This window comes from Cytobacillus kochii, assembly GCF_020171845.1.
GTDB classification, from domain to species: domain Bacteria; phylum Bacillota; class Bacilli; order Bacillales; family Cytobacillaceae; genus Cytobacillus; species Cytobacillus kochii.
On record NZ_JAIVAM010000022.1, the window covers coordinates 13,245 to 38,509 of the forward strand.

A 25,265-nucleotide genomic window follows, 5' to 3' on the forward strand; every position below is an offset into this window, starting at 1 on the left:
TTGATTCTACCTTTACTTTACTGGTTTCTTGATATTTATATATCCCATCTGATTAATTTGGTATATTTTCATCATATAACTTATCAATTTCATCTAAAGTTTCATCTAGATTCTCATATGATAAATCAATTAATACATCATTCAACATGTTTATAGAAGCATGATGGCTCTTATAAAACTCTTTAACAGATGAAATCATTTTATCTACCTGTTCCTTGGTAAGTTTATTATTATTCTGTAATTCATAAATTGATTGCATAATCATGTCTTCTTCTTTAAATAATTTAGCTTTCCATTCATTTTCCAGACTAATAATTCCCATTATTTCTTCGTTAGACTTTGAAATTGCACTTATTTTTTCACCACTACTCCACTTAATCCATTTCAGAGTATCATTTACTGTCTTACTTAATTCATCATTAAGCTGGTTTTGGTTATTTACATTTACATAGCTACCATCTGCTGCCTTGGCGATGTCTTTCAGTTGCTGTTCATCTTTACTGGCTAAATCAAATCCAATGACATTAACCACCGGTGAGATTCCCGAATCTTTTAATTCTTTCGCAGCTGCTACCGGATCGCCATCACATGTCTCAATTCCGTCACTGACAATATAGACAACGTTTTTATGCTCTTTTCCAGAGTACTTTGATAGATCCTCTTTCGCTTCCTTAATCGACTGAGCTAGCGGTGTCCATCCTGCTGGTTCAAAAGAATTAAGTGCAGAGGACAATTCTGACTCATTATATGTTTGCGATTCATATACTAACTCATTGGCAGCACAAGACATTTTCTTATCTTCATCTGAACCCGACCCCTCATGGCCATACACTCTTAAACTTAAATTCACATCTTCCGGTAATGTGGATGCAAACTTCTCTATTGATTCTTTAGCTAAATCCATCCTTGTTTTAGAACCCATATAATTTGCCATACTTCCACTGGCGTCCAATACAATTTCTACATTATATTGTTCTTTAGATGCTAATTCTTCGGCTTCCTCAGGCTTGTTTAAACTGCTTTCTTCAATAGAAACTTTCGGGTCTTCGTATGGCATCTTAAATACTGAATACAAATAGTTTGTCAAGTTCTGTAATTCCTCATGACTTGCATCCTCTGGTAAAGCAGGAATATCTTTTAAGATCGCCTCTATCCGCTCATCAGCAAACATGATATCCTCAACACCTAACACACCAATAGGATATTCAACAACTTCTTCAATACTTTTAGGCAGTTCTCTCACAACTAATTCTTCATAATCTACGTCTTCCACTGATTCATTTTCTTCGTCCGATTTTTGTTGCTCCTCTGCTACTTCCGCTCCTGCTTTCTTTTGGTCATCTTCTTTTTGATTACTCGCCTCTTTTTCTGCTGAACAGGCGGCCAAGAGAATGAAAAGAACTAGGAGGTAGAGTATGGAACGATTTTTCATGGTTGAATCCTCCAGATATATATTGTTAGATAAGACAATCGATAGATTTTACTATCTGCCATTTTCTTCGCAAAATGGCCATATCTCTTTAGATATAGCATTTACTTCTATACGCTTTCTGTTTCTTCCCTTCTGATAGTATTCAAATGATTTTTACGCATAAAAGGCAGAGCAATAGCCACTACCGTTGCGGCTATTGGAAAACGATCACCTGAAAGTAACCATTCAAAAAATGAAATGGGAACGAAGAGGATGTAGACAAATAGCATAATAAATAAATAGATTCTTTTCCATTTGCGTTCTTTCTTTGACATTATAAATATCCTCCTGATATAGATCCTAAAATTTTGTATCGTGTGAAATAGTAAAAAATAAAAGCCATTTGATGGATAAACAGGGAAATATTTTTTTAGTTTTCCTATTTATTTTGGATTTCTCATAATAGGTAAAATTAGTCGCTTAAAATCCCTTTTCGCAATTTCCTCACTGGATTTCGATATAGAATGTTTAATATTGGTTAAATCAATGGGAATTTTATTTCCTCGATCATCTAATTCAAAAGAACTGATAGATTTCTTCAATACTCTGTCAAATGAAGATAACCATGCACCCAGTATACCAATAATCTTCTTTTTTCCACTTGCTGGTAACCCCATTTCTTGCAAAGAAACAACTGTTCTTAATTCTTCATAGACAGGTTTTAGTTCTTCTTCTCTTTTTATAAAGGTATAAATTATTTCTGCATATTTTCCATATTCTTCTTCAAATCTATTTAAAAAGGCTATTTCAAAATAACCTGTACCTCTTGTTATCTCTCTTTGCATATTACCCAACTTCATTACAATATCTCGAATCTTTACTGGCCTCTTCATGCCTTCTCTACTCTGTTCTATAATCGAATTTATAGAGCTTTCCAATAAAGGTTTCTCTTTAAGAATATAATCTTTGTATGCCATTAGCACTTCATACATCTCTTCATATGGTTTCATACTTTTCTTCATTTGAATAACCATCTCTGTCACAGCATTATTCACTTTTGTGTTATAGAGAACTAAATTATATGAAGGAATTTTGGCTTCATCTAACGATGGAACATTGCCATTTTGATCGAGTATTAAATAACCAGTTACTTTACCGGTTATTTGCATATAAGCAACTATGAAATAATAATCACGCCCTTGCTTAAATGCGAACTCCCACATATTCCATTTTTCAAATAAACGTTTATGAGCCTTGATGCTTTTTTTATGATTTTTTGTTGGTTTCACGTTAATCATTTCAATACCCCTTTATAAAAGACAAAGCATACTTACCGATGCATTCAACAAAAGAAACATCTTGTATCTTCAAAGTAAGAGACATCAAATAAAATTCACTTAGATCTCACCATTATGCTTCCTCTCCCATATATTTTCATTTTCTATAATTAAGTAATATTTGGAAAATAATTCATTACTTTTTACCTTGATTAAAGAGATTTAAACATGATAAATTTGAAAATTTTTCTTTATTACTGTTATATATTTACTAACACGGCTTTAAATTTCCGTCAAATTCATTATCGTCGATGTCGAATTTTGTCTGTGATTTTTGTACTAACTTTCCCTCAATTTCGAGATTTTTTATGTGAGGTTAGACGGGCAAGCGTACAGGCGCATAGAAACAATTCCAATTACCTAAAGGCGAATAATAATCAAATATATATTTTTATAGTTCTTTAGAATTATTTTGTAAGCAAACGTCGTTTTTATTTAAAATATACTCATATATATGCTAAAAATCTTTTCTTAAAAATCCCAACCCTTCACTCAGAGTAATTTTCCACTCGATGTGTTTTAATCTCTTCAAATGGATAATAAAACGCATAAAAAATATCGGTTTTTTTTGTAATTCAATGGAATACTTAATTATCTATTAATCGGCATTATTTTATTGAAATAATATCTATCTTCTATAGACTCTATAATACTTAAGATATTTCTAGGATGAACTGTTTAATTATACGGAAAACTGTTGACATAGTTCGACAACGATTTCATATAAAAAGAGGTGTAGCTTAGTAACTACACCTCTCTTACATGACTAAAATTATTCACCTATGACTTTAGCCCCCTCTAATAGTTCATCTGTCAATTCAACACCTTGTTTCTCGGCAGCCGATTTATTAACGATTAATTCCAAGTTATCTGGGAATCCGACGGGGATGTCCCCGGGATTCTTCCCATTTAATATTTCGATAGCCATTTCACCTGTTTTATAACCGAGATCATGGTATTCAAAGCCATAAGAAGAGAATGTGCCTCTTTCAACTGAATCACTTTCACCAACAAATGTGGGGATTTTTTCTTTATTAGCTACTGTGATAACTGATTCTAAAGCCGAAACAACGGTATTGTCTTTTGGAATATAAAAGACATCGGAGCGATCGACAAGTGACTCTGCCGCTTGTTTGACTTCTGAACTGGTAGAAATCGCTGTTAGGGCATACTCAAGCCCATTCTCTTCTAGCGCCTTTTTAGCATTTTCAACGTTTACAATTGAATTGGCTTCCCCATCGTTATAAATAATTCCGACCGTTTTCGCTTCTGGGACAAACTTTTTAATAGAAGCGATTGTATTTTTTATCGCATCAGGGTGAGTATCAGATGTGCCTGTTACATTTTCACCTGGATTGTCCAAATCTTTTACAAGATCTGCACTGAGTGGATCAGTAATTCCTGTAAATAATATGGGGATATCTTTTGTTGATTGTACTACTGACTGAGCACTAGCAGTTGCAATTGCAAGAATTAAATCATTATCGCCATTAACCAAATTTTGCGCAATGGACATATTATTATTAGCATCACCTTGTGCATTCTGATAATCCAATTCTAATTTCTTTCCCTCTTCATAACCCGCATCCTTTAAGGCAGCAATAAAGCCTTCTCTCGCTGCATCTAATGAAGGATGCTCAACAATCTGTGTAATGCCAATCTTAACAACTTCTTGCTCTTTTTCATTGCCTTCACTGCCGCTTGCTTCATCAGCACCTGAAGAACCGCATGCACCAAGAAGCAGCATTGAACTACCAATCAAACCTGCCAATAATTTCCTCATAACCTACTACCCCCACTTGATAACTTTTTTAATATTTCGATAATAACACTCTTTCTTGATTTAAAGCAATAAACTTTATAACGATATTTCTTTTTATCACAAGACATTCTCTATGGATATGAAGATTCCTTTATTGAAAGTTCTACAATTTTTGCATTAATTTTTTGTTGGAAAAGAGTGAGTGAGGTATTGGTTATTTTGTTTAATATTCACGTTACTTTTCCTAAATTACAAAAAGTACGTGGTTCCTTTATTTGGCAATCAAATACTTTGGGATTCTTTGAAAGGCCCATTCCGAGCGCCAAAGCCTGCTTGGGTTTAACACCACCGCAGAATTAATTTGGACAGAAGAAAGGTGAGCCCACATCTCCTGTAAGCCCACCCTGTCTATTTCTAATGCTTCTTACATTTAATTTTACACCGCTGGATTCCTTCATCTCTATAAATATGTATCATCCATGCTCTTTACAATATGTTTTAATCTCATCTTCTGGACATTTCAAACTATCCATCCTTCGCAATGCCCTTGTGTTGAAACTCGAATATACCCAACAACATTCAACTTTGACCCTCCTGTTACGAAAAATGTAATTTGTGTAACGCTTTTTAGCGAATAGCGAGTATTATACGGGGTTTCTCCAAGAAAAGTACAACCTATTTTTATTTATACTGTTTTGTTAATGTAACCTTTTGGGTTAATCATTGTTTATCGCCACGAGCACTGTCTTTATTTAGTTTAAGGGCTTTGCAGCATCATACGTATCCCTGCCATATAAAATATCATCTCGCTCGGTTCTCGCACTTTTCTCGATGAAGAAAGTTTACAAGGTACTCCATGATGGCACTTATTTACATAAGTATTCTTTATTGTTTTCAACCAATCTCATTACATAAAAAAGCACTTGATACCAAATTCAGAATCAAGTGCTATCTTCTATTTTATGCCACTCATTTTTCTATAAGTTTATAGTACTATATCTTGATATCCTACTTCTTCTACAACTTCATCTTCAATTTTTATACCCAATCCATCCTCAATATCCCAAGACACATCGCACAATAACCCCAATCTTCTCTTACCATTCTTCCTTACTCTTCTTACAATTAACTCAGTAGGTTTCACTAATTCTGCTAACCCAGTTAAAGAATCTATTTTAGGAGCAATTTTATTTGCTTGTGATTCATCTTCTAACATTTCTCTATATTCATCGACATTCTCACTATAATACTCATAGACTTCCTTCTCCGCCTCGCTCATAATATGGTTCATATCTTGAATAAAATTACGGAATGCATCTCTTTGTATATTTGAAAAATCAGCATCTTCATGCGCATCAACACTCAATATTATTTTTCTCTCAACATTAAACATTTTAATAGTCATTTCGCCTCGCCAGAAATTTTTTTTATATTCAAGTTCTCCAAACAACTCATCATTAATATTTGTCATTTTATTTACTCTCCCAACTTAACTTTTATATTATATTCGCCAACTCCACCCAAATGTTTAAAGACGCTATTAATCTTACTTGGTACTAATTGAATTGTTTCCAAATCGTTAAGTTCATGCCAAGTATATTTGTTATCTTCTCTCCAATCAGCTATGTCGTCTGCTGTCCACTTTTGTTCTTGAGTACTCCATTTTTAGCTAATTCTTCATCAGCAGTTGAAAAATTAGATTTTCGATCATTAGTCATATTTTCTAACTTAATTTCTCCTTTAGAAAATGGAGAAAAGTCTGGCATACCGTTTTTGTACTCAACACCATCAACACCAGCTTCATCAAGATATTTTTTTATTTCACCAGTCTTATCTGAGACAAATAATGACTCTGCACGTTCGCTACTCCATTTCCCTTTGTTAACTGGTGTAGTTTTTATCCTTTGCTCATAAGAGCTATATTTAGGCTCTATTTCAAAGCCTTTTGTATATATCGGTCTATCTTTAACTGTACCCTTACCAACCCCATCCCTAACCGAACTACTCATCCTTACAAAAGTATCTTTCACATCAGACGCCATTTCTCCTAATGTTCTAGAAGCCCCACCTGAAATACCACCCGCCACCGCATACTGATTCTGCACCGGCGACGGTATCCGTATGTCCGCCATCTTCTTCGTCAATTCAGCGGCTGTGTTCCTCAGGGCGTTAAATCCCTGGGTTACCTTACTGAAGATACCATCGACTACTGATTTGACTTTCTTTGGGTTGAGGACATTCTTGAACTTGTTGAAGAGTTTTCCTCCCCACTTCACGACTTTGATGCCACCTTTAACGAGTGGTCCACCGAAGATTGCGGCGACGAGGGCGGCTCTTTCTAGGTTGCCGATTTCTCTTCCGGTGATGAAGTCGGTTCCTGTGGTGGCTTCGATTGCTGCTTTGATATTGGATAGTCCTGGGACAAAGTCTAAACCTGTCGAAAGCCAACCTAAGTTGGATTGGTTGGATTCTACATCCTTGACGGGTTGACCACCAAAGGCAAAGTTCATCGCTGAAAGTGGGCCATAGGCTGGCATCATGCCGAGTGCCATTGGGCCATATACTTGTGATAATGACATGCCCCCAATGACTGGATTGTTTAATAGGTTAGTGAGCTGGTTGGGCTGATAGGTTGATAGACTTAGTTTACCATTTTGGTATAAGGTTTGGATCTCGTTAATTGTGCTTTTGAGCCTTGATAAGTCTTGGGCAGTTGCTTCTAGTTTACTTGTTTGTTGTTGATCGAAGTGATGTAATCTTTCCACGGTTTGTGTGATTTTGTTGTTGGCCGACTCTGCTTGTTGGTGTAAACGGTTATCATCTAGTCGTGGCAAGGAGACGATATCACCAACTGATTGGATGGTGCGGTTGCCTTCGTCGGTTAAATCGCTTGTGATGTTTTCTGTTCTTCTAATGCTTGGGGATAGGTCTTGTTCTAGGAAGCTTTCTCTTATCAGTGCGCGACTGGATAAGATTTATGGATAAATGGATTATTACGGTCTAGAAACGTTAAAAAAGCACTTATTGTCTATAACTGACAATCAAGTGCTATAAAGTTATCAGAGTTCTTGATACAAATATTTGCATGTTTTATAGTATAACACTCTTTATGTTGAAACAACTACTAGGTTAAAATTTACGAGTGTGTTAGTTTAATATACATTTCATCAGTTTATATTCAACTACCAGTAAAAACCTATGATGGTAACTATTATAATATCATTATTTTAAAATAGACTTTTTCTTTTCGGCACCTTCAAATATGTTCTACTAATCATTCAACTATACATGTTTCTAAGCCACTGCTACAAACTTCAAAAGCTCTTCAAACGTATCTCTGACTCTAATTAACTTAAAGATTATTAATCTTTACTTCCTCAAACCATTCATCAGCGATATGATTTGCTGTTTTAACATCATCATTCGTATATACTAAATCATAATTATATTCCGCCTTAAATTTTCCACTCTGAACATTATAGATTAACTTCATCTCCGTCGGCATCTCTCGCTCGTATTCCTTACATAAATTTTCTACTTTTTCAATATCTTCATTTATTATATTCAATACCATGAGCATTCTGTTTGGAGATACATCGTATCTTTCGTCTCCATCTCCTAACGCATCATTTACTTTATGACATTTTACATATTTGTTGTTTATTAAATAAAAGAACTTACTTGAAGTAATGTTTCCTTCACATGAAGCATAAACATACACTTTATCAGCCCTGTCCTCAATATATTCCATACATATAGATATCATATCTGCTTGTAACTCACTAAATTTATCTTCAAATTCTTTCATCCTAATTCTCACTCCTTAGATTAATTTTTAATAATTTTAGAAACAGGCTCGCCATCAATAAAGTAAGTCACTTTAAATTTATCTGGGCGTATATCGCTTCCTGAATATATTACTTCAACATCAACTTTTACTTGTTTAGGAGGTGTTTCCTTCAAAGCCGTAGCCCACTCATGTTCAATCTTCTTATATTCCTTCAAATTAACATCAGATAACTGCGATACTAAATTATCGAGTTTAGGTGAACCTCCAAATCTATCACCTGCCAAATGTCCTGCATGGTCTTGTCCTTTTACTTTACCTGGTGTATTTTTGCTGTGCGACAATCTATCAGTTCTTGTAGTTAGTTGCAAATTTTCTGTTTCAAACTTTGTTATTCTACCCGTACTATCTGTTTCGTAAAAGTAATCATACTCTCCTGTTTTATATTTAATGTTAGGCTTTAATTTATTTTTCCTTCTATTTGTAAACTGCTCTCCTGCGCCAACTAATATTTTAATGCCACTTGTTCCAATGGTACCATTTGCTTTACCCTTACCAACCCCATCCCTAACCAAACTCATCCTTAAAGTGTCCTTCACATTAGACGCCATTTCGCCTACTGTTGTTGATCTAAAGCCCCAGTTTGATGTACCACCACCCGCCACCGCAAACTGATCCTGCACCGGCAACGGTATCCGTATGTCCGCCATCTTCTTCGTCAATTCAGCGGCTGTGTTCCTTAGGGCGTTAAATCCCTGGGTTACCTTGCTGAAGATACCATCGACTACTGATTTGACTTTCTTTGGGTTGAGGACATTCTTGAACTTGTTGAAGAGTTTTCCTCCCCACTTCACGACTTTGATGCCACCTTTAACGAGTGGGCCACCGAAGATTGCGGCGACGAGGGCGGCTCTTTCTAGGTTGCCGATTTCTCTACCCGTGATGAAGTCGGTTCCTGTGGTGGCTTCGATTGCTGCTTTGATATTGGATAGTCCTGGGACAAAGTCTAAACCTGTCGAAAGCCAACCTAAGTTGGATTGGTTGGATTCTACATCCTTGACGGGTTGACCACCAAAGGCAAAGTTCATCGCTGAAAGTGGGCCATAGGCTGGCATCATGCCGAGTGCCATTGGGCCATATGCTTGTGATAATGACATGCCCCCAATGACTGGATTGTTTAATAGGTTAGTGAGCTGGTTGGGCTGATAGGTTGATAGACTTAGTTTACCATTTTGGTATAAGGTTTGGATCTCATTAATTGTGCTTTTGAGCCTTGATAAGTCTTGGGCAGTTGCTTCTAGTTTACTTGTTTGTTGTTGATCGAAGTGATGTAATCTTTCCACGGTTTGTGTGATTTTGTTGTTGGCCGACTCTGCTTGTTGGTGTAAACGGTTATCATCTAGTCGTGGCAAGGAGACGATATCACCAACTGATTGGATGGTGCGGTTGCCTTCGTCGGTTAAATCGCTTGTGATGTTTTCTGTTCTTCTAATGCTTGGGGATAGGTCTTGTTCTAGGAAGCTTTCTCTTATCAGTGCGCGACTGGATGAATCTAGGGATCGAAGTGATTGGATAAGCGCTCTTATGGTCGTTTCATAATGTTCGACCATAGCCTTCATTGATTGAAGTAAAGGAAGGTGGACATCCTTGTAAAACGCTCGAATTGATTTCCCTCCGTCTCCTTTTAGTTCCTCTTCTAAACTTGTAAGTGAGAGAATACTTTCTTCCGTCTTTGCCAGCTGATTGTTTAAATGTCGCAAGCCCCTTAACGTATTTTCTATGTCTTTATATAGTTCTTCTGCGTCTAATACCTTCATTATATTTCACCCCGCAGATTATTTTCAAATGATACCATTCCATCGTCAATATAAATATTCTTACTTCTTAAGAAGTTACTTCGGCAGGCTATTTTGTTAGTTTTTCCTCGTTTTGCTTTCTACAGATAATAGTCAACCATCCACTATTTAGAGGATGGTTGACCTTGTGCCATTTTAGGTATGAGTAAAACTAGGATAGTAATAATCGCAATGGCGAGGATGATGAGATAGACTGTTTGTAAGCGTAATCCTCCACTCTCGTTTTCACCATCCGGCTGGATAGTAGAAACGGAAGCAGCTTCATCTGAGAACAATTGATATTGCTCTGCTTGAAGGGCCACTGTTTTTCTTGGCTCTGATACATTTGTGAATAATGTTTCTACTAAATCCCCATTATCATTGATACTTCGCTCTTCAAAGGTTAATGCTTGCTGTTCCTCAGAGATTTGTTTCGTTTCCTTTGTCTCTCTATTTCTTAGCAGCTCTTTATTATCATTAAATTCCTGTTCTTCATAAAGATTAGGAATTAAGGAATCAATATTTGGAGAGGCCGTTGCCACATGAGCGTTGCAAGTAAGAATTAGGAAACAAGCAATCGGTATTAATTTAAGAAGCTTCATTATTTTCGACATCATCATTCGTTTTATCTCTATTTTTAAAGAATTGAATTGCTAAAGGAATACAAGCAAGTACAATCATAATCGAGACTAACAACAACACCGCTGGCATAAATAATTTATCTGGTCCGTATTGAATAGACAAATACACACTTGACATTGGGTCTTCATAGCCAATGTTGGGCGCTGTTAGTGCCAATAATGGACTGATAAAGAATATGACCAAACCGACACTTGCTAACCAACCGACTAATCGGCTAATAGAAAAACTAATCGTTACAACTAAAGCAGCGGCTGTTAATAGTAGTGTCGTAAAGATCGTCCATTGTATGGCTCCTCGCTCTGCTAGAGGATAAATATCCATTCCGTACATGCTGATGATAAGACCAACGACTAAGTTTAATAAAATAAACATCGCTGCACGTACTGATTTAGGTGAATGAGTAAAGTAGTAGCTAAAGTAACCGATTAAGAGACTACTAATTAAAACAATGACCAGTACAACTACAGGAGGTACTTTTTTCTCTTCTTGTTTAGCTGCAACTTCGCCGTTGGATTGTAATGGATTGGCTAAATATTGATACACTTGACCGTTCTTCTGCCCATCAACGAATGTATTTCCAAGCACAGAGAAGATATCATCGCGATACATTTGTGTCGTTTCTACATTCTCTGACCATTTTTCATTTAAATGGTTCGCATCTTGTTGTACGCTCTCCACTTTCCCTTGTAACTCATCGGTATACGACACCACATTGCTTTGGCTCTCCCCAATCGCATTAATGGCATCATTCATTGTCAGCAAGCCTTCGCTAATCGATTGCTGATTATTTACTAATGATACACCACCAAGCGCCTCATTTCCTTGTACCGGTGCTTCACCAATTACAGACAGCATTTTTTGCATCACACCGTCTGCACTTTCTTGAATGGAACCGAGCTCCTCATTAATTTTATCCTGCATCGTTTGCATATTATTTTGGTAGCCATCAAAGAAAGTTGCCGTTTCATCTTTTAATACGGTAAGCCTTTCATTTGCTTCTGGCATTTCTAATAATAATTCATCTAAAATCGCTTGCTCTTTTTCTTTTATACCGAGCACTTGATTGAGCTGGGTCATAAATGCTTGATAATTTTGGTCGTTTCTCAAGCTACTATTGATAGCATTTTCAAATTTCACAAGCGTCGCATGATAATTCATGACCACTTCTGGATTTTTATTAACTATTTCTTGTGAAAATACCGTTTGCAATCTTCCTCTTTGACCTTCAGAAAGATAACTAGACTGGACGATTTGTCCCTCTTTCTTCTCAATCTCATCTAGTACAGGTTTTAAACGGTTCCTAAATAGGTCTAAATATTGCTGTCTGAACTTCTCTGTTAATTCTTGATTACGTGTCTGCAGGTCCACTACTTGCTGTTGAAGTTGTTCAACCTGTGTTCTTAATTCTTCGACAGTACCTTCTAAAGGATTTTCTCTCTCACCAATTATTCTTAAGTTTTCATTAACTGTATTGATTTCTCCTGTTAATGCCAATAAGGCATCAATTGCTAGTGTAATTTGCTCCACCGGAGGGTCATTAACACCGGTTAAACTCGCCTGAATCTCATTAATTGTTGTAGCCACTTCAGCAAGCTTTGCTCGTTCTGTATCGATAGATTGTTCTTCACCAGGTAGCTCCCCCTCTCCCTCTCCAGGGTTCTCAGGGATATCTTCATTATCTGGAATTTCTTCTACCGGCTCTTCTGGCAGGGTAGGGTCCTCTTGCGATCCATCAGAAAGTTGCCCCTTTAATTCTGATAGACGCTGAATAAGATTACTTTGCTGGCTACTCTCTTCATTACTTCGCTGTGACAAAAAGGCATCTCTTTGTTTCGCCACTTGTTCAATTCGATAAGCAGACAATTCAGCCATCGTTTGATTGTTATCAGACATTTTTGTGCCTAATACACCAAAGTTTTTCGATAGTTCATCACTTTGTTCTTTTAAATAATTACGTAATTCCATGTAGCGAGGGTTTTGCTCATTAATAGCTGCTGTTACCATGCCCATGCTATCGTTTTGCAATTGCTGTAAAAGCTCTTGTTGTTCCGTTTGGTATTGCTTATATTGTTCTACATAATCAACAAAGGCACTTAAGGATTGTTCAAATTGCTGTACTTGATCTGTGTTAGATGTCGTCATTTCCTCATTAGATGCCAATGAGGATTGAATTCCCTCTAACATGCTTTTTTGCCGTTCAATCTCTGTCGCTAATGTTTCAGAGCTCGGAGCGTAAAAAGCATACATCGTATTTTGAAAGGCGATTTCCTTCTCAAGAATGCCATCGAACTTACTTCTTACGCCTTCTAAATCTTGTGAGACATAGCTCCAGTAAAGTGTAGAAATACTGGAATTCACACGTGCTGTTGCATTATCAATTTCACGAAGGACACTTTCTCTGTTCACAGCATTTAACTGATCTTGTACGGTGTATTGAAATTCAGCCTTAACAGGCGTTAAGTTTTCATAGGTTAAGATATTACTAGAAAAATCTGACGGGATATACACAATCGCATCATATTGTTTATTCTTCAGCCCATTGACAGCTGCGCTTCTACTTAATACTGTCCAATCAAATTTCGAGTCAGAAGATAAAACGGAAGTTACTTCATTACCAAAAGATATGTCATTTACGCCTTTTTCCGCGCCAATATCTTCATTAACAATGGCAATATTCCTTGTTTCATTCGTACGAACAGTGAGAGGGTTATCACCAATAGAACTGAAAAATATGATTGGCGTACCTAGAACTAAAACCATCACGATAAGCATTTTAACGATGTATCCAACTTTGCCAGTCACGAGTACACCTTCCTTTCTGTTTGACATAATGGTATTTTCATTTTTATTTCCTTACCATTTGTAACGTAATAACCGAAGCCAGCTTGAATATCTATTTCTTTTCTATCATAAGGAAGAGTGAACAAAGTCTGATCAGATTTCTTCATTAATAAAATTCCCTGGCGAATTTGTTTCACCTCGGTTGTTAATGAATCATATCCTTTCGAAACATCATTACTACTTCCTGCAACAATTAAATTGAATCCTAAATGACTATAGTTGCGAATCAATCTTGCCATGCGATCTTGCAGTAAACTATCTAATGTTTGAGAGAACCTCGCATAGCCATCGACAACAAGTGAAATAGGATTAAATTGTATATTAAGTTGTCCTGATTGAACAGCTGCTGCATATTCGACTTCTCTTTCTTTAAGAAGCGCCTCGATAGATGTTAGCCAATCCGTAATTTGGTCTTTCGTTTCAATATAACTAACCTTATTATCGTCAGCATAATTGGCTAATGATCGATCAAATGAATCGAAAATAGCTAATCTATCCACTTCTCTATCTAATAATGCATTCAATATAACTTTTAAGACATTTGTTTTCCCTTTCTGTCCTTGACCCATAACAATACAATGCTTCATTGTTTCAAAGTTCACATTTACAGGGTGGACAAACTCTTCATCTAAACCAATTGGAATCAACCATGTTGGTAGAGAGGCTTTTAAATAATTTTTAAAGTTTACTTCCGTTAAGTCATTTGGAAGCATCGGAATCGCAGCTGGTGCTTGATAATGAACATTTTTCTCTTTTATTTCACTCACTTGCATCCTTATGTTTTCTAATACTTCCATATCATCCTTGCCGTTAGCAGGTAAGAATACTTGTGTGAATTGTGCATCTTCTCTTTTAATAATCGCTCTTCCCGGAATAGGCTCAGGGCTAAATTCAGTCCTACCTAGAATCGAGAATGCCTCACTTTGGTCGAGTAAATAGTGGACAACCTTCATTTTCAAATTATTCATCACTGCTTGGCGAATAGATGTAATTCGGGTAGCTGTTAGTATCATATAAATGCCCAATGATTGACCGTCACGTACAAATTGATTGATCATTGGTTCTAAATCTTGCATTTCTTCTTTAATAAAATCAAAATTCTCAACCGTCACATAAATCATTGGCAATTTTTCTTCACTCATCTGATTGTACATTTTAATATTGCTTACTTCATAAGCTTGAAGAAGCTGTTTACGTTTGGCAATCTCGCTCTTCAGCATCTTCATAAACTTTTCAATTTTTCTTTCATCGTCCATTGAGAAAAAGTCAGCTGTATGTGGAAGTTGCCTTAATGGGAGTAATGTTCCATTACCAAAATCCATTAAATAATAATGCAATTCTTCCGGATTATACCTCTCTGCCATACTCATTAGTAACGTTAGAACTGTATAAGATTTTCCATAACCAGAAGAACCAAATACGCCGATATTGCCACCGTCCATCACATGATAGGAATACGGATACTGGCTTTGTTTTTCCGGCTCATCCACAAGTGCAAAATGTATTTGTGACTGTTCATCTGATAAAAATTCTTCTCTGATCATTCTTTCTTTTAATGGTGGAAGCCAAGGACTACTTAATTTCTGGATATGTAACTTTTGTTGAATATCTTCAATTCTATTCACTACTGCTTCTATTTCAGACACACTATCCTTTTTTGCCCTTTCACTAGCAGATATATCAGATAATGGTGATAAACCTAAATCAGTAACAATGGCAATCTCATCCTCTACCTCGGAATGATCTTCCATATACGGTGCCCCACTCCAAGCGGATTGAAATAGTTCGTATACCTCGTTATTGCCTACTTGCAAGTAGCCTCTACCCGTAGTAGTAATGGAGGCTGCATCAGCGTTTTTCAAGATTTCTTTACTATCATTGGCATCCTGAACTTTAAGAGCCACTTTAAATCGTGCATTACTCCAAATTTGTTCATCAATGACACCACCCGGCTTTTGTGTCGCTAAAATTAAATGGACACCAAGACTTCTACCAATACGTGCCGCACTGACTAGCTCTCTAATGAATTCAGGTTCTTCACTTTTCAACTCAGCAAACTCATCTGATATAAGAAACAAGTGTGGCAATGGTTCCTTTATTTTTTGTTTTTTATAAAGGCGCGTATAATCATTGATATGATTAACTTGGTATTGGTCAAACAAGCGCTGTCTCCTCTTCAATTCACTTCTAATTGAAGCCAAAGCCCTTGCACTAAAGTTTTTACTTCCTTCAATATTTGTAATTGTTCCTAACAAATGAGGCATGTTCTTAAATGGCTGGGCCATTCCCCCACCTTTATAGTCAATTAATAAGAAGGCCACCTCATGAGGATGAAAGTGAACAGCTAACGACAAAATATAAGATATAAGAAATTCACTTTTCCCTGACCCTGTTGTACCTGCAAGGAGTCCGTGTGGTCCATGGGCTTTCTCATGTAGATTCAAGTACACAAAATCATTTTTCCCTTTCAATCCAATGGGAACAGCTAAAGATTTAGCAGATTCTCTCGTCAACCAATTCTCTGTTATCGATAATTGATTTACATCACGTACATTCATCATCTCTAAGAAAGAAACACTTTGTGGAATCGAATTTGTCATCCCTGTTTGATGATCGAGCGTTCTTAACCATCTTGCATAAATTTCATTATTCGTTTGTTCATGCTCATCTAGGCGAAAAGGAATAGTAACCGCTTTTTTCTTTTGGATAAGAATATCCCCTTCTTGCGCGTTAATATAGCGGACAAGTGTATAAATATTATCTGTTAAATTCTCTTTCGACTCCGCTGCAAAAATAACTGAAAAACCTAAATGCTGATGATTGCCTTCTAAATACTCCAATATGACATGATCTGAAATTAATTGTTGATTCGTAATGACAAAAACAAGATGCGGAGAAAACCTTATCTTCTCCTTATCTTCTTCCAAGTCACGCTCTCGAATAATTTCATAAATAGAAGATAATAATTGATCTCGTGTCTGTTCATTATATATAAGTCCTCTAGCATGCATATGGGGGAGTTTTAAATGAGGCAACCATTTCACCCATTCCCATTCTTTATACTCTGACTCATTAAAAATGAACACAAACCGAATGTCATGATAACTGTGAAAGAAAGATAATTGACCAATCATTTGATGGATTTCTTTTTTCATCACGGATGCTTTACCAATTAAGCCGATTGGGCCTTCAGATAAGCTTGCTACTACCGGTACATCTTCAACATGGCTATATACCTTCTCTAATGCTTGCGATTGTTCAACAAGTTCATCCATTTCTCTATTTGCCATATCACTTGCGTTCAAGTCCACGTCATAACTTGATTCTACTCTACCAATTCCTAAACGAAACTGTAAAAAATCTTCACTTTCTAACGTGCGCTCCCAGATACGATCAGATATTTCTGCTGTTAAGTATTTCATTCTTTCAAAGGAAGGAAAGTGGAAGGTTAGATAATGTCTTTGTTTTTCTGATAAATCATGAAGCTCCTTCCTCTTCGTCTCCAAATAATTGGTATATACTTTATAACGCCTTGCTTTTTTTCTTTTTCGATTACTTTTATCCTTAAAATACTGTACAGAAGAAGTAATCAATGTGGTCATAAACATCACCATTGTAATAATAATAAATATCCCCCTCGGTTGAATAAGGGCAACGACACCCATCACTATCAACATTACGAGAGGCGGCAAAATAATCAACCATAAGCCTCGATTAGAATCATCTGTCTCTTGAGAAGGAAAAGATAAACGCACCTTGTCGTCTGGTGCTTCATAAATCATTCTAGGCGTTCTTCTATAGGTGGGGTATTTCTTTTTCATTTCCGATTCAGGCAGGGCCATCAAAGGTAAAGTGGATTCAACAGCTGCTAATCCGGCTACTTCTATCACATCACTCTCAAGGAAACGAACCATCAGAAAAGGAACAAAAAGCCATTCTCCTACAGCAACGGCATCGTTTACTTCTAGCCATTCTCCATTTTTATATACCGTATTCTCGCCATCTTCAATCATCCACTCATTTTCCCGCTTAAAGAGAGTAAAAGTATAAGCTTGACTGTTGGCCTCTTCTTTAAATCTTATTTCAGCTTTTTCTTGTGCACTCGATAAAGTAATTTCATTAGTATTACCTATGTAATAAGTAGCTGATTGAAAATGATTCGTCGTGATGACAAATCGGATATTGATCTGATAAACAGTCAATTCTTCTATTGTGTTACTAGCTGATAAATGGCCTACTTCTTCATCATTTTGAAAAATTGTTACCCCGTCACTTGTTACTTTTAATTGCAATGCCTCTAGCTCAGAAGGAAACTGGGTAATCGTTATTGTATCCTTCAGGCTATTTCCAATAGATATATATTCTGATTGCACCTTTTCTAAATCCAATGATTGATAATGGCTTCCGTAAAATAGCCATAACGTTTTTTTCAACAATACAATCACCTCCGTTCCAACTATTCCTTGCTTTCATCATTGTTCTTTTTTTGTTGAGGCTGCTCTTTTTCTTCTACAGGTGGCTCTTCAGTTGTTTCTTCTTCCGTTGATGTCTCTTGAGCCTCTTCTTCATTATTTAATAACGAACCTTCTTCTTGCTCTTCCATATTTCGTTCATATTCTTCTTTTTCGTTTTGTATATCATTTAATTGCTGTTGCTTCTCTTCTTCATCCAAACTTTGATCCGCTTTAACTGCTTCTTCAAAATGAATCAATGCATACATGATTAAATCATAATCTTCCAACTCACGACTAATTTTTAACGCTTCCTCCGGTTCCCCTCTGCCGATATAGATCCAATACTGGCTATAACGTTGATCCGCTTGGAAAGTAATTGTATTTAGTATATTCTTTCTTTGTGACTCACTAAGTGATTCATTCACAAGATAAGCATGCGCTAACTGGTATTGTGTCACTCTTGGCATATCAGGGACATCGTAACCTGATAAAGTATTAATGACCTGACTATAATCGTCTTTAAGAAAGTATTCTTGGCTTTTAATATAAGCATTTTGTTTTGGCTGAGTTATAAAAGCAGTATATAGGGAAAAGAAAATAAGCGGGATGAGTACAACACTTAGACCAATAACGGTATACTTCATACCCTTCCACTTTTTCTTTTCTACTTTTAGGAATTGCTTGTCATTTTTCTCTAGTTGATTTATTTTTGTTTGTACATAAAGCAATAGTTCATCCACACTCTCAGCTGCAACTATATCAGCTGCTAATGGGGTTAAATCAATCGTTTGATTAAACTGCAAATACTGCTCAAATTGATGTTTCCCATCAACTATTGCAGCTATGGTTGCTTTTAGCGCATTTAATTGTTCTTTAGGTTCATTTTCATAGGGAGGAAGACTCTCTTTCACCCCATAATGAAGAAAATGCGGCGTGAGACTTTCGTCAATCAATAGATTATCTGGACAAATAAATAAATGAAGTCTAGTAAAACGATGAGATTTCACTTTTTTGATTAATTGGGCAGCAAAAATCATCCGACTTCTTTCATCGGATTTCTTTAATTGGGAAAAGGTTTTAAAATGTGAAGGTTTATGAAACTCGAGGATCAATTCGTCCTCTTTGAAGATGATTTGCTTTTCTATTGATGATCCAACTTCATTCAGCATGGCAATTTCGGATTCATCATCTAATTTAATCTTTTCTTTTTGAAAGATCATACTAATTTTGTCTTCATTTACTTTATATTCTGCGCCTAGCTGTTCTTCTAAATAGGTCTGCTTTTCTTGTGACATTTCCTTAGCTCCCTTACAAAATTTCGAGACGATCCCCATTTGTTATTCCACAATCAACCAATTTCTTTTCTCCAGGAACAACCATTTTTTTATTCATAACCCTTAACCAATATCCTTCTCTCGGCTGTTCTTTAATTGATTGAGCTTGCCAGACAATATGTACAAGATTCTTCACAGTATGATAGTTAGATAGTCTTATATCAAACAGTTCTTTATTATAATTCTTTAAATCAATCGTCACTTCTATGTACATATACACACCTCATTTATACAGATAAAGAGCGCCTCTACCTTTAGGAAGGCGCTCAACTATTAAGGAAAAATTAGCTTCTAATTTGGCTAGCGATTTGGTTATCTGCATCCGCAAGAGCATGACCAGTATTTTTCAATTGTACAGATACTTCAGTTAATAAACGCTGCATATCAACAATAGAAGGTCTTAGTGCCACATATTGATCAGCAAAAGCTCGGCTAGACTCCCCTTCCCACATGCTTTGTAATTCATCAATCATTCTATCCAATCTGGACAATTGATCTTCTACCTGTGAACTTTCATTATTATAGCGGGCGGACATAGCCTCTAATTCTGCTGGGGTAACTCGAATAATTCCTGACATAAAAAACATCTCCTTTTCTCAAAGTTATTTTAATTGTAAAAATACACAATAACAAGGTCAATCAATATCTAGTAAAAAATAGAAAAACAGTAATAATTAACTACTATTCTTATCATTCTTTTGCTTAAAAAACAATAAAAAAGCTAATGACCTATATCTAATTTCCTATAACCGTCATATTCACTCATTCGGAAAAGATTACCATAATCATGTAGACACAAGGCAATCGGTAGAAGGACCCTTATAATACTTGTTACTCACCTTGTAGATTTCCGTTAAGAACTTACTATGTTACCTTTTATTTTATCCGTTGTACCACCTCCTTATTTTCTTTAGGGTTTCTTTTGAATGGAGTAGTGACGTTTATTTCCGTATTTCAACTCAGAATGGCTTTTCCCTAATTTTCAATACAGTCCTTTTGTTTTATTACGCTTTTTGTTCTAGATACTTAAGTATGATGCAAAATCTGTTTTAACAATGTTCAATTGCTTTTAAACTCTTAATATATAACTCCATGGACTCATTATTGTACCATTCTACAATCAAGATCCTTCATTCAAGTATAATATATACCCTACCTTCTAATCTCATTTCATCCATCTTTTACCACAATAATTAGAATTATAAACCACTTTATTTGATTTTTTTAACAGAAAAAGGTTTAATATTTCTAAAAATGGATATAGCAATAACAATATCTCTGTTTGTATATTTACACTTTTACTCCATTTATTTTCTTTTTAAGGAATAGGTAATTAAAAAAGCGACCAATTTTTTTATCATTCATCTTTATTAAAAAGGTTATATTTCACATTATGATGATTTTTTACACATTTTATAAAAATGGTCCATTTTACCTATCGACTATCTCCCAAAATAAGTATTTTACATCATTATGTTCAATTTCTCCCATGATATAGTAAAAGGGTGACTAATTCAGTGAATTTTCTAATCACATTTACCCTGTGGTTTTTATAAGATTAATATTTTTGTCATTAAGAGGTGATTACATGTCTATCAGTTACTATACTGCCTTATTACAACAGAAAAAAAATGAGCTAGCTCGATTACATACTTGTAATGGGCAATTAGAAGGTACACAGCAAGAATTTTCCCACTTTCGTAGAACGGTGTTACAACCGGAACTTACACCACATACATGGCATGGTCAAAATGCAAATGAATTTGAACAAAAGAGAGAAAGCATGCTTTCTAGCTATGATGACCTGCAAGGAAATCAATTCAATCAAGTCTTTAATTCTTTGCAGAATAAGATGCAAAGCCTTCAAAGTGAAATTCAGTCTATCCAACAGACAATATCTTATCTAGAAGCGCAAGAGCGCGCAAAAAACCAAAAATAAGATATAGATTGCGAGGTGCAATATGAGTACAGAAATTAAACTAATAAAAGGGGATGTGGAAGAAGCATTAGCAAAATTACAGACCTCAGCTAATGCCCTAAAATCCTCCCTTCCTGCAGAGATCGGTCAAAATAATGTGTTAACAACAGTAGAAAGATTAAATCAGCTAAATCAAATGATTATCCAAGTTACTGAAACATATAAAACACTTTTACTACAAAACGAGCAATCCACCCGTCAATCTGTAGCATTCTTAACAGAAGCAGATGAGCAAATTTCATCTTACATAAAAATGAGGTAGAGGAAGGTGTATAACTTATTATGAAAACGTTAGATGCGCTAACATTTAATAATGGTCTTTCACAAACAATAGATAAGCTTCAAGTTTATAATGAACAACTAAGTCAAATAGAAACATCCATTTTAAATATCAGTTCACTTACCGATTCCTTCAAAGGAAGTGGCGGGCAGGCAATACGCTTATTCTATCAAGATATGCATCAACCCTTTATCACTTTTTTTCAACAATTTATAGATGATTACAAATCAAATTTACAAACGATAAAGAGTGACCTTAGTGCAATGGAGTCATCTCAGAATGGTGTCATCAAGCAACATTTTTTACAGAATGATGTGGAGAACGGATTAAACGCGGTAAGAAATACGACTACTGATCTAACAAACGAAGCGAACCAAACCATGAGTACAGTCCAAGATATCGTCAGTTTGCCTAGACTAGATGATCAACAGTTCAACACTTATGTCCGTACCTCACAAAACCATGTTGAGCAAACAATTGAAAAATTAAATCAATTTGACCAACAACAACAATCTAAAATCGATTCCCTAGATCAAAATGTACAAATGATGAAAAACTATGTAAATGACATACAGACACTATTTAATAATGGTACACTATCAGTAGATACATATAATCCTAATGTTCACTATCCGATGACAAGCACAACGATTAATAATAATCCTTCTAATACTCAATCTTTTTATAATCACCCGCGTGCCATGTGCTATGCTGTTGATGCAACAGACCCTAATCATTTAAATATGCAATGGGATCCAACGCCAACTTTTGGCGTTAATTTTGATCAATGGAAAGACCAGCCTATTAATGCAGGTGCTAACCTGTTTGCCACTTCTGTGACAGCTTTCGGTGCGGCTAAAAGAGTTGATTTGGCAAGAAGAGGTTTTGGAATCACATATACACACAGGGTAACTGCTCAAGGCGTTAGAAAGCCAGTAGTTAAAATTGATAAGCCTGAATTAGGTGGTTTTAACAAAAAAACCTATTCCGGCACAAATGTAACTAACCACCCCAAATTGAATAAGTTAATTAATCCTGCAGCTGCTGTGAAGGATTCTTTTAAATGGGCAAGCAACAAGCTCGGCTATATTGGTATTGGAGCTACGGTAGCAGGAAATATTACACACGGTGTACAAAATAATCAATCAGCAAGTGAAATTACCGGTAATGTTGTCGGTGATGTTGCCGTTGCTGGTGCCTCTATCGCTGCTTCAGCAGCTGCTGGTGCAAAAGTAGGTGCATTGGCTGGTACATTTGGTGGCCCTGTTGGTGTAGCTGTTGGCGCAGTTGCTGGTGCAGCAGTTGGTGTTCTCGTCACATCTGTTTTAAGTGATTTCAAGTTTATGGATGTAGATGGAGATGGTAAGTCTGATTCTGTTGGGGATGCAATTAAAAAAGGGACTAAAGGTCTTATTGATAAAGTCGGGTCGTGGTTTAAATAAAATCAAGAGGTGTAAACATTGCAAAAACATCAAGAAATTGACGGGAATATCCTCTCTTATCTTAAATTTCAAACACCGAAAGAAAATAGAGGGAATATTATTATTTTTTTTCTTATATTTTTGGATCTTTTAGGAATTCTCCCACTCCTATCTGAGCCATTTTCATACGGATATTTCCTAGCTGGAATCATCCCTATTATCTTTATTCATTTGTGGGCCATTATCTATATTCTTGACCCTTATAAATATGAGCATTCTTACTATTTATTTTTCGGCGTATATGGAATTATTAATACGTATGTGTATTTCCTACTTATTCAGAAATTACTTGATGCACATATACTTGAAGGCAATCATACGGTTATCTTTGTGATAGGATCTATACTCTTTTTAGCTCTTATTATTGCTATGCAATTTGGTAATATGAAAATGTTTAAAACGGGCACTTATAAGAAACTTCAAGAAAAAGGTAACAATATACAGATTTCACCTATAATTGCGGCATCTGGTATAGGTTATATTATCAGTCAACTTATTATCACCTTTATCTATGACTATTCTTTCCGTATGCTCATTTATGTATTTTTATTTGGTCTACTGTCTATTTTAACAGCTTATTTTAGTACTTACGTACACAGATATTTTTACATAAAGAAGCATAAAGAGATTGTAAAGCAGGTTTATCCTGAATTCGGCTTACCAAAATCAAAAAGAAACCAAAAATATCTGTAGTAAAGGAGGCTGACATATGTATACTACTTTATCTACGAAAGATATATGTCTTTTAATGAAAATCTTAGATGCGAAGACACTCATTGGCATTACTAATCCCTTCTTAAATTACACGGATGCTGAGATGGATCTAGAGTGGGAGTTTACGTTTAAAAAACTTCGAGAAATGAATTTAGTGGATCTTATCGATGGGGAATTATCTTTTGAAACATCCTTTATTGATGCAATGTGGATTATTGCGAGAACAAATGTAGTTGTAGAAACATTGACAGATGAGGAGGATCACTCTTTATTTTATTTTGGAGAAAAACAAGTTATACAATGTTTAAGAGTAACTGATGAAGAAGACTATCAGATTTATGTCCATGATACACCGGAATGGACTTGGCAACATGTTATACTGCCAAAAATGTTAAGGGGGATAACGCCTCTACCAACACGAGATTCAGAAACGATTCTTGTTCATCCTAAAGATTATCAATTGTATTGTAAGCATGATAAAATCCATAACTTATCTGACTTGGCTACCTATAATGGGTATAGTAATGACTCGTCAGTTATTCAACATTTTAGGAGATCCATTCAACGAAAGATTCATACGAATCGATTGATGATGTTTTATAACCAAGAGAATCAATGGAATATCGAAGGATTACATGTGTTAAGTTCACCTTCCTATAATTGGACTTTAAAGATGGTACAACATGATGGTCAAGAGTTTTTAGAAGCAAAACAAGCTTTCGGTGAATTACTTATCAACGATATTTTAGATGTCGTCAGAAGAACAAAAGGGCACCACCCTGTGTAAAGGAATGAGCTAACAATGGAAGGTATGTTCAATTTAAGAAAACTAAAAAAAGCAACGATCCAATATTATGCGGTCACCTGCTACACGGATAAGACTTCAAGTCAAGAAACATACGATACCCAATTTGCCTTTCCTGTCGGAGACCTCGATAACGTAGAAGTGACAACAGAAATACTCGATGGTGAGTGGAACGAGGGGCAACGTGTAAAACTTCACGAGATTATGAATGAAAGACAGCTGCAGTTCCCTTTTTATATCATCAATGAAATTAATGCGGAAGATATAAGTAAAGAGATCAAGCTTCTTAAAAAAGACCACCCTTTTAAGAATTTGCTTGGAACAATTTCTTTTGAAGAAATAGTTGCTGCGGAAAACCGGGCGATTTATCAGCTTCACAAGGCTGTTGCGTATAAACAGACTGTTGCTGAAACGATTGAATTTTTGAATGGGAAGCTAGCTGGACAGAAAAGCTCATAAAAAAAGCCGAGCCCTTTTAGTTAAAGTTGGTCTTGCCCCTGTCAAGTAGACAACATAAAAAGCTAAGCAGTGAGCGCGTGTCGATATTCAATCGGCGCGCGTTTCTTTAGTTTCTTTTGTCTTCGTTTGTAATTGTAATGGTAAA

At 35.8% G+C, this 25,265-nt stretch carries 22 protein-coding genes; 6 read left to right on the plus strand and 16 right to left on the minus strand.

Annotated elements, in window-relative coordinates; translation table 11 throughout:
* Positions 1-52: 52 nt before the first annotated feature.
* The 15 genes from LCM23_RS24770 to LCM23_RS24840 all read right to left on the minus strand — a co-directional run bounded on the left by LCM23_RS24770 (position 53) and on the right by LCM23_RS24840 (position 19,981).
* Positions 53-1,432 (minus strand): VWA domain-containing protein, encoded by a 1,380-nt coding sequence (locus LCM23_RS24770; protein ID WP_224939197.1) that lies wholly within the window; start codon positions 1,430-1,432, stop codon positions 53-55.
* 107 nt (positions 1,433-1,539) lie between these two features.
* Positions 1,540-1,746: a hypothetical protein gene (locus tag LCM23_RS24775; RefSeq protein WP_224939198.1), complete on the minus strand. Its 207-nt coding sequence runs from the start codon at positions 1,744-1,746 to the stop codon at positions 1,540-1,542.
* Between the two features lie 108 nt (positions 1,747-1,854).
* Positions 1,855-2,709 (minus strand): hypothetical protein, encoded by an 855-nt coding sequence (locus LCM23_RS24780; protein ID WP_224939199.1) that lies wholly within the window; start codon positions 2,707-2,709, stop codon positions 1,855-1,857.
* A gap of 811 nt (positions 2,710-3,520) precedes the next feature.
* Positions 3,521-4,531, minus strand: coding sequence for an ABC transporter substrate-binding protein (locus LCM23_RS24785; RefSeq protein WP_224939200.1), 1,011 nt, complete (start codon positions 4,529-4,531; stop codon positions 3,521-3,523).
* A 964-nt stretch (positions 4,532-5,495) separates the two neighbouring features.
* Positions 5,496-5,981, minus strand: coding sequence for a DUF6985 domain-containing protein (locus tag LCM23_RS24790; RefSeq protein ID WP_095370742.1), 486 nt, complete (start codon positions 5,979-5,981; stop codon positions 5,496-5,498).
* 5 nt (positions 5,982-5,986) lie between these two features.
* On the minus strand, positions 5,987-6,136 hold the full coding sequence (locus LCM23_RS24795) for an HNH endonuclease signature motif containing protein (RefSeq protein ID WP_224939213.1): 150 nt from the start codon (positions 6,134-6,136) through the stop codon (positions 5,987-5,989).
* The gene (locus tag LCM23_RS24800; protein ID WP_224939214.1) at positions 6,133-7,485 is read right to left on the minus strand and encodes a T7SS effector LXG polymorphic toxin; all 1,353 of its coding nucleotides are present in this window, start codon (positions 7,483-7,485) and stop codon (positions 6,133-6,135) included. The genes LCM23_RS24795 and LCM23_RS24800 overlap by 4 nt, the downstream gene beginning before the upstream one ends.
* A gap of 377 nt (positions 7,486-7,862) precedes the next feature.
* Positions 7,863-8,318: an immunity protein YezG family protein gene (locus tag LCM23_RS24805; protein WP_095370747.1), complete on the minus strand. Its 456-nt coding sequence runs from the start codon at positions 8,316-8,318 to the stop codon at positions 7,863-7,865.
* Between the two features lie 20 nt (positions 8,319-8,338).
* On the minus strand, positions 8,339-10,114 hold the full coding sequence (locus tag LCM23_RS24810; protein WP_224939201.1) for a T7SS effector LXG polymorphic toxin: 1,776 nt from the start codon (positions 10,112-10,114) through the stop codon (positions 8,339-8,341).
* Positions 10,115-10,257: 143 nt separating this feature from the next.
* The gene (gene essA / locus LCM23_RS24815; protein ID WP_224939202.1) at positions 10,258-10,734 is read right to left on the minus strand and encodes a type VII secretion protein EssA; all 477 of its coding nucleotides are present in this window, start codon (positions 10,732-10,734) and stop codon (positions 10,258-10,260) included.
* Positions 10,721-13,576: a type VII secretion protein EsaA gene (esaA, locus tag LCM23_RS24820; protein WP_224939203.1), complete on the minus strand. Its 2,856-nt coding sequence runs from the start codon at positions 13,574-13,576 to the stop codon at positions 10,721-10,723. Before esaA ends, essA begins: the two co-directional genes overlap by 14 nt.
* Positions 13,573-18,048 carry a type VII secretion protein EssC gene (essC, locus tag LCM23_RS24825; RefSeq protein ID WP_224939204.1) on the minus strand — a complete coding sequence of 1,492 codons (4,476 nt, stop codon included), beginning with the start codon at positions 18,046-18,048 and terminating at the stop codon, positions 13,573-13,575. Before essC ends, esaA begins: the two co-directional genes overlap by 4 nt.
* Before the next feature lie 23 nt (positions 18,049-18,071).
* The gene (gene essB / locus LCM23_RS24830) at positions 18,072-19,364 is read right to left on the minus strand and encodes a type VII secretion protein EssB (protein ID WP_224939205.1); all 1,293 of its coding nucleotides are present in this window, start codon (positions 19,362-19,364) and stop codon (positions 18,072-18,074) included.
* Between the two features lie 13 nt (positions 19,365-19,377).
* Positions 19,378-19,617: an EsaB/YukD family protein gene (locus LCM23_RS24835; protein WP_095370752.1), complete on the minus strand. Its 240-nt coding sequence runs from the start codon at positions 19,615-19,617 to the stop codon at positions 19,378-19,380.
* A gap of 70 nt (positions 19,618-19,687) precedes the next feature.
* Positions 19,688-19,981, minus strand: a complete 294-nt coding sequence (locus LCM23_RS24840; protein ID WP_224939206.1) for a WXG100 family type VII secretion target — start codon at positions 19,979-19,981, stop codon at positions 19,688-19,690.
* A 1,010-nt stretch (positions 19,982-20,991) separates the two neighbouring features.
* Between LCM23_RS24840 and LCM23_RS24845 the strand changes: the two genes are divergently transcribed.
* Genes LCM23_RS24845 through LCM23_RS24870 form a run of 6 tightly spaced genes read left to right on the plus strand, consistent with a single transcriptional unit; the run spans position 20,992 to position 25,120 of the window.
* Positions 20,992-21,342: a YwqH-like family protein gene (locus tag LCM23_RS24845; protein WP_224939207.1), complete on the plus strand. Its 351-nt coding sequence runs from the start codon at positions 20,992-20,994 to the stop codon at positions 21,340-21,342.
* Positions 21,343-21,364: 22 nt separating this feature from the next.
* Complete coding sequence (locus tag LCM23_RS24850; protein ID WP_095370755.1) at positions 21,365-21,643, plus strand: YwqI/YxiC family protein; 279 nt, start codon at positions 21,365-21,367, stop codon at positions 21,641-21,643.
* Between the two features lie 20 nt (positions 21,644-21,663).
* Positions 21,664-23,103: an LXG domain-containing protein gene (locus LCM23_RS24855; RefSeq protein WP_224939208.1), complete on the plus strand. Its 1,440-nt coding sequence runs from the start codon at positions 21,664-21,666 to the stop codon at positions 23,101-23,103.
* Between the two features lie 18 nt (positions 23,104-23,121).
* On the plus strand, positions 23,122-23,835 hold the full coding sequence (locus LCM23_RS24860) for a hypothetical protein (protein WP_224939209.1): 714 nt from the start codon (positions 23,122-23,124) through the stop codon (positions 23,833-23,835).
* Between the two features lie 16 nt (positions 23,836-23,851).
* Positions 23,852-24,643 carry a hypothetical protein gene (locus LCM23_RS24865; RefSeq protein ID WP_224939210.1) on the plus strand — a complete coding sequence of 264 codons (792 nt, stop codon included), beginning with the start codon at positions 23,852-23,854 and terminating at the stop codon, positions 24,641-24,643.
* Between the two features lie 15 nt (positions 24,644-24,658).
* Entirely contained in the window at positions 24,659-25,120 is a 462-nt protein-coding gene (locus LCM23_RS24870; RefSeq protein ID WP_224939211.1) for a hypothetical protein, read from the plus strand.
* Positions 25,121-25,182: 62 nt separating this feature from the next.
* On the opposite strand, the gene LCM23_RS26285 is transcribed toward LCM23_RS24870, so the two are convergent.
* Positions 25,183-25,265 (minus strand): IS3 family transposase (locus LCM23_RS26285; RefSeq protein ID WP_404826638.1); only part of this gene is annotated, 83 nt, incomplete at its 5' end.